Source organism: Exiguobacterium sp. s6 (assembly GCF_018618155.1).
GTDB lineage: Bacteria > Bacillota > Bacilli > Exiguobacteriales > Exiguobacteriaceae > Exiguobacterium > Exiguobacterium mexicanum_A.
In genome coordinates this window covers 1,847,829-1,860,365 of record NZ_JACSLN010000001.1, presented here as the reverse complement: position 1 = coordinate 1,860,365, position 12,537 = coordinate 1,847,829, and the positions used below count along the sequence as shown (strand labels likewise).

Sequence of the window (12,537 nt, the reverse complement as noted above, 5' to 3'; positions counted from 1 at the left end):
AATGGATTTCAAACAGCATATTAAAGAAGTAGCGGATTACCCGAAAGAAGGGATCAGCTTCAAGGACATCACGTCACTCATGCAAGACGGCCCGGCCTATAAAAAAGCGGTCGACGAGCTCATCGCTTACGCACAGGAGCGCGGTGCTGAACTCATCGCCGGCCCTGAGGCACGCGGCTTCGTCGTCGGTTGCCCGGCAGCGTACGCACTTGAGCTCGGGTTCGTCCCGGTCCGTAAAGAAGGCAAGTTGCCACGTGAGACGGTTCGCGTCTCTTACGGACTCGAATACGGCACAGACATTTTGACGATGCACAAAGACTCGATCAAACCGGGCCAACAAGTCGTCATCTTGGATGACTTGCTCGCAACAGGCGGAACGATCGAAGCGACAATCAAAATGATTGAACAGCTCGGCGGCGTCGTCGCTGGGATCGGATTCTTAATCGAGCTTGATGGACTTGGTGGACGTGAGCGTCTCGAAGGATACGACGTGTTCTCACTCATCCGTTACGAAGATTAATCAAAGGGAAGCGATGGCTTCCCTTTTTTAAATAGTTTTTTAAGTAAAACAACCCACAACCTTTGACAGGTCGTCAGATTTTTTCGATAATAGTAAGTAAAATTAGAACAACCACGTACGTTAACTACTACCATGCTGCGACTTGTCCGAGTCGATTGGAGCGGTAAGAAAAAGGGTGTCGAATGTTATGACCAAAAAACAAATCGTAAGTATTGAGGACCTTCTCGACGCGCTCGGGGAGTATATGGGTGAAGACGAGATTGCCGAAGTAAGACGCGCTTACGAATACGCCAAACTGCATCATACCGGTCAGTTCCGACGTTCAGGCGAACCCTACATTCTGCATCCGGTCCAAGTGGCTGGTATTCTCGTTGATATCGGGTTAGACGCGACGACCATCATCGGGGCGCTCTTGCACGACGTCGTCGAGGATACGGACGTCACGCTCAAAGAACTCGCCGATGAGTTCGGTGTCGATGTGGCCATGCTCGTCGATGGAGTGACGAAGCTCGGTAAAATCAAATATAAATCGAAAAAAGAAGAACTCGCTGAGAATCACCGTAAAATGATTATCGCGATGGCAGAAGACGTGCGCGTCATCTTGATCAAGCTGGCCGACCGTCTGCACAACATGCGGACGCTTCAACATATGCCGAAAGAGAAACAAGTTCAAAAGGCGGAAGAGACGCTCGAAATCTTCGCCCCGCTCGCCCACCGGATGGGGATCTCGACGATCAAATGGGAGCTCGAGGATATCTCGTTACGTTACATCAACCCGCAGCAATACTATAAGATCGTCTCGATGATGAAACAGAAGCGCACTGAACGCGAAGCGCTCGTCACATCGGTCATCACGGAAGTGAACACCGTTCTCGAGGACGTGAGCATCGAGGCCGATGTCAACGGCCGTCCGAAGCATATCTACTCGATTTACAACAAGATGGTGAAGCATAAAAAAGAGTTCAATGAAATTTATGACTTGATGGCCGTCCGGATCATCGTCGATTCGATTCGCGACTGTTACGCCGTCCTCGGCATCATCCACACGCAGTACAAGCCGATGCCAGGTCGGTTCAAAGACTACATCGCCATGCCGAAACCGAACATGTATCAGTCGCTCCACACGACGGTGATCGGACCGAAGGGTGAGCCGCTCGAAGTGCAAATCCGCACGAAGGACATGCACTTCATCGCCGAGTTCGGGATTGCCGCGCACTGGGCGTATAAAGAAGGAAAGAGTGTCGCGACGAACGGGTTCGATGAAAAGATCGCCCATTTGCGCGAGATTTTAGAGCTACAAAAAGATACGACCGACGCTGAGGAGTTCATGGAATCGCTCAAAGTCGATTTCTTCAGCGATATGCTCTACGTCTTCACACCGAAAGGGGACGTCTTCGAGTTACCGAAAGGCTCGGTCCCGATCGATTACGCGTACCGCATCCATACCGAGATTGGTCACCGGATGACGGGCGCGAAAGTGAACGGACGGATGGTGCCGCTCGACCATAAACTCGAGACGGGTGACATCATCGAGATCATCACGTCGAAACACAGCTACGGGCCGAGCAAGGACTGGCTCAAACTCGCCGTCTCGAGCCAAGCGAAGAACAAGATTCGCCAGTGGTTCAAGCGCCAACAGCGTGAAGAGAACGTCGAGAAAGGCAAAGAGCTCGTCGATGTCGAGATCAAGAAGCTCGGTTTCGAACCGAAAGAAGTGATCGATGACCAGTCGCTTGCCGTCGTCGTCGAGAAGTTCAACTTCGGGAACGAAGAAGAGATGTACGCCGCGGTCGGGTATCATGGCATCACGGCGGCGCAAGTGGCCCACAAGTTGACGGAGAAGCAGCGGAAAGAACCGAAACTCGAACTGTCGGACGCGATCAACGAATTGAAAGTCAGTCAGTCACCGAAGAAGAAGACGGCCGAGGCCGGCGTCTCGGTGAAAGGGATCGACAATATGCTCATCCGCATGAGCCGATGCTGTAACCCGGTACCGGGCGACGAAATCGTCGGGTATATCACGCGCGGACGCGGCGTGTCGATTCACCGGAAAGACTGCTTGAACATCATCAATGAGCAGCATCCGGAGCGGCTCCTCACGGTCGAGTGGGAAGCCGGGCAAGCAAAAGAGAAGAACTATAACGTTGACATCGAGATCACAGGCTACGACCGTTCAGGGCTCTTGAACGACGTGCTTCAAGCCGTCTCGGCGACGAACACGAACATCGTGGCGGTGAGTGGACGCGGAGACCAGAACAAACAGGCCCGCATCTCGATGACGATCTCGATTCCGAACGTGAACCATCTGCAAAAAGTCGTCGACCGGATCAAGCAAATCTCGGACGTGTACTCGGTCAGCCGAGTCATGATGACGTAACGAAAGGAAGATTTCAGTGCGTGTATTGTTGCAACGAGTGAAACAAGCCTCGGTCACCGTCGACGCGGAGACGGTCGGCCAAATCGAGGCCGGCTATCTGCTCCTCGTCGGGGTGACCCACGAGGACACCGAGACGGAAGTAAACTGGCTCGCCGACAAGGTGGCCGGACTCCGTGTCTTTGAGGACGCGGACGAGAAGATGAACCTATCGATTCAAGACGTCGACGGGAAAGTATTGTCCGTATCACAGTTCACGCTGTACGGCGACACGCAGAAAGGCCGTCGTCCCGCGTTCACGCAAGCAGCGAAGCCGGACATCGCCGAACGTCTTTACGAGAAGTTCAACGAGCGTTTGCGGACGCACGGGCTCGTCGTCGAGACCGGACAGTTCGGGGCGATGATGGACGTCGCACTCGTCAATGACGGACCGGTCACGCTCATGCTCGAAAAAAACGCTTGACAGAAGCGGGCACGATTCGGCATCATGAACCATATAACCTAACACCTGCGATAAAGAAGAGTACGGTCACCCCACCAGCAAAGAGAGCGATGCCTAGGCTGAAAGCATCGACTGGATGATGACCCGAACGACACTTTGGAGGTGCTTCCTTGAACGCTTAGTAGGGGGAGCCGTTTCATCGGGCGTTAACCGATTTCGAGTGGCAGAGTTTCAAGTATTGGCTCTGCAACGAGGGTGGTACCACGGGAAACTTTAACAGGCTCTCGTCCCTTTGCGGACGAGGGCCTTTTTGTATTCTAAGGAGGGAAATTGGATGAAAGCACCACGCGGCACACAAGACCTGCTTCCGGGCACGGTCGAGACGTGGCAGTATGTCGAAGAGAAACTACGCGACATCAGCGCCCGTTACAACTATAAAGAGATTCGTACCCCGATTTTTGAAACGACCGACCTATTCACAAGAAGCGTCGGCGAGACGACGGACATCGTCCAAAAAGAGATGTTCACACTCGTCAAGAAAGGCAAGGACGAGTATACGCTCCGTCCGGAAGGAACGGCCTCGGTCGTCCGCGCCTTCGTCACGAACAAGCTGTTCGGTAGCCCTGACCAGCCGACGAAACTGTATTACATGGGACCGATGTTCCGCTACGAACGTCCACAAAAAGGACGGTTCCGCCAACTGCACCAATACGGTGTCGAGGCGATCGGCAGTAGCGACCCAGCCGTTGACGCCGAGGTCATCAGCCTCGCCTACACGATTTACAAATCGTTCGGGCTTAAAAAAATCAAAGTCGTCGTCAACTCGCTCGGTGACGCCGAGAGCCGCAACGCTCACCGCGAATCGCTCATCCGTCACTTCGAGCCGGTCCAAGACGAGTTATGCCAAGATTGCCAGACGCGGCTTCACCAGAACCCGCTTCGCGTCCTCGACTGTAAAGTCGACCGCGACCACCCGTCGATGAAATCGGCACCATCGATTCTCGACTTCTTGAACGAAGAGTCGAAGACGTACTTCGAGAAAGTCCTCGCGCACTTGGACGCGCTCGGTGTCGCCTACGAGGTCGACCCGACGCTCGTCCGTGGTCTCGACTACTACACGCACACGGCGTTCGAGATCATGTCAGAAGCAGAAGGCTTCGGCGCCATCACGACGCTTTGCGGCGGTGGACGCTATAACGGTCTCGTCCAAGACATCGGCGGACCGGATATGCCGGGCATCGGCTTCGGGATCGGGCTCGAGCGACTCATCCTCGCTCTTGAGAACGAAGGAGTACTTCCTGAACTCGAGACGGGACTTGACGTCTTCGTCGTCGCCCAAGGCGGCACGGAAGTCGAAGTGACGGCGACACGCCTGTTGCAACTGCTTCGCAGCGAAGGCTTCAAGGCGGACCGCGATTACCTCGGCCGCAAGTTCAAAGGCCAATTCAAACAAGCCGACCGCTTGAACGCGAAGTTCACCGTCATCCTCGGAGACGATGAAGTCGAACGCGGCTCAGCTTCCCTCAAGGTCATGGCGACCGGGGAACAAGTCGACGTGCCGCTCTCGGCCGTCGCAGACAAAATTCGTGAACTATCGGAAGGAGCAGGACAATGATTGGACGCACACATATGAACGGCCGCGTGACAGAGTCACTCATCGGCCAAGAGGTACAACTTAAAGGATGGGTACAAAAACGTCGCGACCTCGGAGGCCTCATCTTCATCGACCTTCGTGACCGCACAGGCATCGTCCAAGTCGTCGTTCGCCCGGAAAACGAAGCGGTGCACCAGCTCGCCGAATCGATTCGCAGCGAATACGTGCTCGATATCAAAGGGACAGTCCTCGAACGTGAGAACAAAAACCCGAACATGCCGACCGGGAACGTTGAAGTCATCGCTTCAGAGATTAACATCTTGAACGCGGCGAAGATGACGCCGATTCCAATCGGTGACGAGGCCGAGAACGTATCGGAAGACCTCCGTCTCAAATACCGTTACCTTGACCTCCGTCGTCCGGCGCTCCAAGAGACGTTCCGTCTTCGTTCGAAAGCGTCGAACACGATTCGTAACTTCTTGACGGAAGAAGAGTTCCTCGAAGTCGAGACGCCGATTTTGACGAAATCGACACCAGAAGGCGCGCGTGACTATCTCGTCCCAAGCCGTGTCCACGGCGGCGAGTTCTACGCGCTCCCGCAATCACCACAATTGTTCAAACAGCTCCTCATGGTGGCCGGGTTCGACCGTTACTTCCAAATCGCACGCTGCTTCCGTGACGAAGACCTTCGGGCCGACCGTCAACCGGAATTCACGCAAGTCGACATCGAGACGAGCTTCATGGACGTCGAAGACTTGATGGCGATGATGGAATCGATGATGGGGCAAGTCATGGAAGCGACGCTCGGTCGCACCGATACGCCGGCCAAATTCGAACGGATGACGCACGAGGAAGCGATGCGCCGTTTCGGTTCAGACAAACCGGACACACGTTTCGCTCTCGAACTCATCGACGTCGCGGACGCGGTCACAGGTGCCGGTTTCAAAGTGTTCGATATGGCCCTCGAGTCAAACGGACAAGTCAAAGCGATCAACGTCAAAGGCGAGGCGGACAAGTTCTCGCGTAAAGACATCGACAAGCTTCAAGAGTTCACAGCCGTCTACGGTGCCAAAGGCCTCGCTTGGCTCAAAGTGACGCCGGAAGGCTTGAACGGACCGATCGCCAAGTTCTTTGATGAGACGTACGCCCAGAAGTTGATGGAAGCAACGAACGCGGAAGCGGGCGACCTGCTCCTCTTCGTGGCGTCAAAACCGACTGTCGTCGCCGACAGCCTCGGCGCACTTCGCGTCAAACTCGGTCATGAGCTCGGTCTCATCGACGAGTCGAAGTTCAACTTCCTTTGGGTGACGGACTTCCCGCTCGTCACGTTCGAAGAAGAAGACGGCCGTTTCTACGCCAACCACCACCCGTTCACGATGCCAAACCGTGACGACCTCCACTTGCTTGAGACGGACCCAGCGAGCGTACGCGCACTCGCCTATGACCTCGTCTTGAACGGGTATGAGCTCGGCGGCGGATCGCAACGGATTTATGAGCGCGACATTCAAGAGCGCATGTTCAAATTGCTCGGCTTCACAGAACAAGAAGCGGTCGACCAGTTCGGCTTCTTGCTCGAAGCGTTCGAATACGGTACACCGCCGCACGCAGGTATCGCCCTCGGTCTCGACCGTCTCGTCATGATCCTCGCGGGTCGTTCGAACCTTCGTGACACGATCGCCTTCCCGAAAACGGCGTCGGCGAGCGACTTGCTCACACAAGCACCAAGCCCGGTCGCGGATGCACAACTCGAGGAGTTGTCGATTCGGACAGCGGTGAAAGAGAAAAAATAATAGTTAGTCACAAGGACCCGTCACTTGGCGGGTCTTTTTGCGTATATGTGAATAAGTGGAAAGGTGATATAGTTATGGAATAAATTGTATGATGAAGATGGGGGAGCCGGGGAAGCATGAAACCAAGAAAAATTATTCAATCGATCGGGTTGGTGATTGGATTGACGACAATCTTAGCAGGATGTAATCAAGAAACGGAAGCGACGCCGAAAGTTGACCAGACCGTCGAGGAGGCTAAATCGGAAGATTCGGAAATGATTCGATTGCGTCCCGTTGCCGAGGACGCCTCAATCGGGGCAGTGAAGGACTATGACCTATCGTCGTTCTTCCAACATAAAGTTGCGATGATTGCACCGGAGCATATGGTCGATGAACACATTGTCTATACGGATTCTGTCGGTGAAGTCGGCCATGAAATCTACGTGTATGATACGGAACAAGCAACTAATCGGTCGTTACATAAGACATCGAGAACAATCGGTAGTCTCGTCGGCATCAAAGATGAAATATTTTGGATTGAATACGAACTGACTGAAGATAACGGATATACTTGGTCCATTTTCCGGATGAAGCTCGACGCATCGGAACTGACTGAACTATATAACGGCGTCAGTATGTTCGAGACGCCCGTTCCTCATTTGAATGCATCGGATGATCGCGTCACATGGGTTGATTATGAGGCATCAGAAACGATGACGACGTCGGCGGTGATGCAGTATTTGTATGATACGGCCACGGTGGAAACGATTCAAACGTACACGCTTCAAGAAGGGGAGAAACGAGATGGCGAGTACGTGTTCGATTACAGAGTTGGTGAGGACGGTGTCATCGTCCATCGAAGCTCATTCGCTGATGGGGAAAAGACGACAAAGCTAACCACGCTCGATGGAACGTTTGACGAGGATATGGGCGCATTGGTCGACTTTGAAACAGGTGCGGACTATGTTGCTCTTGGAAAAGAAGGACGTGCCGATTTTGTAGGGCTGACGGGGGGAGCGAAACAGTTCCAACATAAAAGCACACAGTCAAAGATTACATTTGACTCATTTCGTTTCTTGCCGGATCAGCGAATCCTATTCCGTGAAGGCATGAATCGCTTATTAGTTGCGGATTTGAATGAAGCGACGGTCTCGTATTTGCCGAGTCGAGGCGGCACGACGTCCAAGCCGATCTATCGTGATGGCCAAATCGCCTACGCCGAACTTGGGGCTGGCGGGTTGATTACGTTCTACACCATCGATGTGGACTGACATGGAGACCAAAAATCGTCACCTCCGGTTATGGAAGTGACGATTTTTTCATGCTCATTCAAGCATCTCAATCTTATGCGAGTCCATCCGATCTCATACTTATAGCGAGACAGACGTCACCCAATTTTCACGTATCTCTTGAACGACGTGGTCTGGATTTTCCCAATGGAGCATGTGTGAAGCGGATGGGACGGCTTTGACGACGGCACCGGTCAATTCGGCGAACTGACTTGATGCATCGATTTTAAAGGACTCATCTGATTCTGGAAGCGTCGCCCGTAACAGGATGATCGAGTTCGATTGCACCCGGCTCGAAAAATCGAGCACCTCATCGCGATACATTGATCGAATGATGGCTGCACCAGTTTTTCCTCTGGCGTGCCAATAGTAGCGATTGTCTCTATGTACGGCAAGATCTTGAGCGGCCAAGTCTAGGAGAGAGGAACGTCTCGAGATGCCATCGTACACTGCAATCGATTCGAATTCGTCCCACGTCTCACAAAAATCTTCAAAATTTGTTTCGTAATACGCCGCCTCTTTCTCCGAAGAGCGTCCGCGCAGCCGTTTACTCTGATACCCGCCATCGATCAAGATCGAACCGTCAACGCGATCGCCTTGATTGATCAAATAGTAGAGGTGGACGAAAGACCCCCAGGAATGGGAGAGGAAATAGAATCGATTCACATCGAGCATATCGAGCACTTGATTCAGCCACTCACAAAAGCGGGGGAAGTCGTATGCATGGTCATCCTGGAAAGATTGGGACATCCCATGACCCGGTGCATCAATCGCAAGGATGCGGAAGTCGTGTTGCAGTTTGTCCGCAACTTCGATGAAACTGAGTGCTGTACTGCCTAGGCCATGCAAACAAAAGATGACCGGCTTGTCGCGATCGCCCCATTCGGTGACGCGGACATCGATGTCTTGGCAATGAATCATATAGCGTTTCAATTTAAAATCCCTCCAAATCATATGTATTAAAAAAGAAGGGCCGACCGAATTGTCCGACACCTTCTCTTCATTCTTTATCTGTGGTTAATTTTCCTTTTGGTCATTCATCTTCTTTGCCGTCCGCTGCAGGGCAAAGCCAAAGGCGAACAGCGAGGCGATCACGGCCGTCATCGTATAGACGGAGTCGGTGAAAGCGAGGTAGATGCCGAACAAGCCGAGCCCGAAGCTAAGGATGAACCACAGCCAGAGGCTCGGATGGTCTCGTAACGCCTGTTTCATCGGCTCGGGACGTTCAACTGGCAACCGGTCCCGTCGGTCACGAGCAAGTTCGAGTTGAATACTTGGCCGTTGCTCTTCAAGACGAGCGATCGTTTATCTTCGCGATAGTCGATGATCATGTCTTCGTCGAGAAACACTTTCGTCCAGTTCTTGATGAGGATAGGGCCGATGTTCGAATCAATCTCGACGTCTTCCGGTGTCGTCTCGGTCACGTAGCGAATCTCGAAGATGCCGCTATTGCCGCAGCCGCAACCTTCCGTCTCATAAAACAAATGCATCTGTCCCTTACGGTCGCCTTTTAAAGCGTCAATCCGCTCTTGGGCGCGTTCTGTAATTTGTACGTTCATTTGAATCAGCTCCTTATGTCTATTATACCGCGCTGGAAAAAAGATTGAAAAAGACGTGCTTCCCGTTTTCCACTTCCTGCAAAAAGGCGTAAACTATTTGTTTAGAAGGGGGAAACGAAATGATCTCACGTTTTTTTAGTTATTACCGTCCACATAAGAAGTTATTCATCCTCGATTTCTCGTTCGCCATTCTCGTCGGTCTGCTCGAGCTCGGCTTTCCGCTCGCCGTGCAATGGTTCATCGACGATTTGTTGCCAGGTGGGGAATGGAACTGGATTATCATCATCAGCATCGGCTTGCTCATCCTTTACATACTCGCCATGATGATGCAGTACGTCGTCAACTATTGGGGGCATAAGCTCGGCATCAATATCGAGACCGATATGCGGGAAGAGCTGTTCACCCATATCCATAAACAGTCGTTCCGGTTCTTCGATAACCACAAGACCGGCCATTTGATGAGTCGGGTGACGAACGACTTGTTCGATATCGGAGAAGTGGCGCACCACGGGCCTGAAGATTTCTTCATCGCCATCATGACGCTGCTCGGTGCGTTCGGGATCATGTTCTCGATCGACCCGCAACTCGCGCTCGTGACGGTCGTCGCCGTGCCGTTCCTCGTCATCATGATCACGTACGCCAACAAGAACATGAACAAGGCGTGGCAAAAGATGTATACGAACATCGGCGAAGTGAACGCCCGTGTCGAGGACAGCGTCTCTGGGGCACGCGTCGTCCAATCGTTCACGAACGAGACGTTCGAAATCAACCGCTTCCAGAAAGACAACAATTTTTATCGCGGCTCGAAAATCGAGGCGTATCGGGTCATGAGTAAGTCGCTCGCCGGGATTTACATCACGACGCGGCTCATGACGCTGCTCGTCCTTGTCTACGGCGCATATTTGACGTATCAAGGTCAACTCTCATACGGTCAGCTCGTCGGGTTCATCCTCTATATGAACTTGCTCATCAAGCCAATCGAGAAAATCACGGCCCTCCTCGAGATGTACCCGAAAGGGATGGCGGGCTTCAAACGATTCACGCAACTCCTCGACGAGGCCCCGGACATCGAGAACCGTCCGGACGCCGTCGACGTCAAGACGCTTAAAGGCGACATCGCTTTCCAAAACGTCTCGTTCGGCTACTCGGACTATCGGCAAGTGTTGACCGACATCGACCTCGACATCAAGGCCGGAACGACGGTCGCCCTCGTCGGTACGAGCGGGGCCGGGAAGACGACAATCTGTTCGCTCATCCCGCGTTTCTATGATGTGACGAGTGGGAAAATCACAATCGACGGCATGGACATCCGTGATATGACGAAAGAGAGTCTGCGCCGCCAAATCGGGATCGTGCAACAAGACGTGTTCTTGTTCGCCGGGACGCTCCGTGAGAATATCGCCTACGGAAAACTGGACGCGACCGACGCGGAGATTATGCATGCGGTCGAGAAGGCGCATTTGAACTCGCTCGTCGAGGAGCTCGAGCATGGTCTCGAGACGCAAATCGGGGAGCGGGGCTTGAAACTGTCGGGCGGTCAGAAACAACGGATCGCCATCGCCCGCATGTTCCTCAAAAATCCGCCGATCTTGATATTAGATGAGGCGACGTCCGCGCTCGACACGGAGACGGAAGCAATCATTCAAGACTCGCTCAATGAACTCGCGGCTGACCGGACGACGCTCATCATCGCCCACCGTTTGGCGACGGTGAAGAATGCTGACCGCATCCTCGTCGTTACCGCTGACGGCATCGTCGAGGACGGGACGCACGATGAATTGAGCATGAAAGGCGGCGTGTTCGCCGGATTGCTCAGACGCCAACAACTATAAGGAATGGGCAGCCACCAATAATTTTTGGTGGCTGTCGTGCGTTAGTTGGGTATAGACAAGCAAATAGTGGTTATGAGGAGGAAAACAAGTGATGAAAGCCGTACAAGTCATCGGTTACGGGGACGTCGATCAATTACAGGTCGTCGATGTCCCCATTCCGAGCCCGAAACAAGGGGAAGTGCTCGTGCGCGTGAAGGCGTGCGGGATTAACAATACCGAGATTTGGATGCGAGAAGGCGCGTATGGGACGGACAAAGAGTCGGGCTGGCGGCCGGAAGGGGTCCAATTCCCGCGTATTCCTGGTTCCGATATCACGGGTGAAGTCGTAGAGGTCGGCAGTGGGGTCGAGGAGACGATGGTCGGACGCCGCGTCGTCCTATTCCCGTTCACATCGAGCGGGCCGGAAGGGGACGAGCATATCGCTGACGATATGTCGTTCATCGGCTCCGAGTACGACGGCGGATACGCCGAATATGTCGTCTGGCCGGCAGAGCTCTGTTTCGATATGCCGCTCGACAGTTTCGTCGATAGCGCCGTCTTCACGGTGAGCGGGTTGACGGCGTGGCATATGAACGAACAGATTGAGATTCAGCCGGGGCAGACGATCGTCGTCACGGGTGCGAGCGGTGGCGTCGGTTCGTTCAACGTCCAAATCGCGGCGAACGTGCATGGGGCGAACGTGTTCGCCATCGTCGGGGACTTGAAAGATGAAGCGAAGCTGAAGGATCTTGGGGCGGACCATGTCTTTTCATACCGCTCCGAGAGGCTCGCCGATGAGATTCTCGAGGCGAACGGAGGACCGGTCGATGCCGTGCTCGATGTCGTCGGCGATGCCTTGTTCGCGACAGCGCTCAAGGTGTTGAAGAATGGCGGCAAGTTCTGTATTTCCGGTTCGGCCGGGGGACAACAGACGAACCTCGACTTCCGGACGATGTATTTGAAACACATCACCATGTACGGTTCCGTGCTCGGCACACGCGCGGAGTTCCAAACGATGCTCGAGGCGATTAAAGCTGGTAAGGTCAGGCCGATCGTCGACCGGGCGTTCCCGCTCGCTGAGGCACGGGATGCGCAGACGTATTTCAAACAGCGCGGCAAGTTCGGGAAGATCGTCCTCGTCCCATAACCAAAAAGAGAGGAAACCGGACGCTGACATCC

At 53.6% G+C, this 12,537-nt stretch carries 11 protein-coding genes and 1 other annotated feature; of the genes, 8 read left to right on the top strand and 3 right to left on the bottom strand.

The features are described from left to right. Position 1: 1 nt before the first annotated feature. From KNP75_RS09615 to KNP75_RS09590, 6 genes are all read left to right on the top strand, one after another. A complete protein-coding gene (locus tag KNP75_RS09615) occupies positions 2-520 on the top strand; it encodes an adenine phosphoribosyltransferase (RefSeq protein WP_034776883.1) in 519 nt (172 codons plus the stop codon). Positions 521-764: 244 nt separating this feature from the next. After that, positions 765-2,897, top strand: coding sequence for a RelA/SpoT family protein (locus tag KNP75_RS09610; protein ID WP_371743396.1), 2,133 nt, complete (start codon positions 765-767; stop codon positions 2,895-2,897). 16 nt (positions 2,898-2,913) lie between these two features. Further along, entirely contained in the window at positions 2,914-3,357 is a 444-nt protein-coding gene (gene dtd, locus KNP75_RS09605) for a D-aminoacyl-tRNA deacylase (protein WP_034776885.1), read from the top strand. 38 nt (positions 3,358-3,395) lie between these two features. After that, positions 3,396-3,631: a binding site (T-box leader), on the top strand. Between the two features lie 39 nt (positions 3,632-3,670). Continuing rightward, positions 3,671-4,951, top strand: a complete 1,281-nt coding sequence (gene hisS, locus KNP75_RS09600; RefSeq protein WP_215190272.1) for a histidine--tRNA ligase — start codon at positions 3,671-3,673, stop codon at positions 4,949-4,951. Next, positions 4,948-6,720: an aspartate--tRNA ligase gene (gene aspS, locus KNP75_RS09595; RefSeq protein ID WP_215190271.1), complete on the top strand. Its 1,773-nt coding sequence runs from the start codon at positions 4,948-4,950 to the stop codon at positions 6,718-6,720. Before hisS ends, aspS begins: the two co-directional genes overlap by 4 nt. Positions 6,721-6,836: 116 nt before the next feature. Then, positions 6,837-7,970: a hypothetical protein gene (locus KNP75_RS09590; RefSeq protein WP_215190270.1), complete on the top strand. Its 1,134-nt coding sequence runs from the start codon at positions 6,837-6,839 to the stop codon at positions 7,968-7,970. Between the two features lie 99 nt (positions 7,971-8,069). Here KNP75_RS09590 and KNP75_RS09585 read toward each other — a convergent pair whose 3' ends face one another. From KNP75_RS09585 to KNP75_RS09575, 3 genes are all read right to left on the bottom strand, one after another. Then, positions 8,070-8,921 (bottom strand): alpha/beta fold hydrolase, encoded by an 852-nt coding sequence (locus tag KNP75_RS09585; protein ID WP_215190269.1) that lies wholly within the window; start codon positions 8,919-8,921, stop codon positions 8,070-8,072. A gap of 84 nt (positions 8,922-9,005) precedes the next feature. Continuing rightward, positions 9,006-9,224 carry a hypothetical protein gene (locus KNP75_RS09580; RefSeq protein WP_214797082.1) on the bottom strand — a complete coding sequence of 73 codons (219 nt, stop codon included), beginning with the start codon at positions 9,222-9,224 and terminating at the stop codon, positions 9,006-9,008. Then, entirely contained in the window at positions 9,197-9,547 is a 351-nt protein-coding gene (locus KNP75_RS09575) for an iron-sulfur cluster biosynthesis family protein (RefSeq protein WP_034776892.1), read from the bottom strand. Before KNP75_RS09575 ends, KNP75_RS09580 begins: the two co-directional genes overlap by 28 nt. A 119-nt stretch (positions 9,548-9,666) precedes the next feature. On the opposite strand from KNP75_RS09575, the gene KNP75_RS09570 reads away from it, so the two are divergent. Together KNP75_RS09570 and KNP75_RS09565 are read left to right on the top strand one after the other, a co-directional pair. Next, entirely contained in the window at positions 9,667-11,379 is a 1,713-nt protein-coding gene (locus KNP75_RS09570) for an ABC transporter ATP-binding protein (RefSeq protein ID WP_214752572.1), read from the top strand. Between the two features lie 91 nt (positions 11,380-11,470). After that, entirely contained in the window at positions 11,471-12,505 is a 1,035-nt protein-coding gene (locus KNP75_RS09565; protein ID WP_215190414.1) for a zinc-binding dehydrogenase, read from the top strand. The last annotated feature ends 32 nt before the right edge of the window (positions 12,506-12,537 follow it).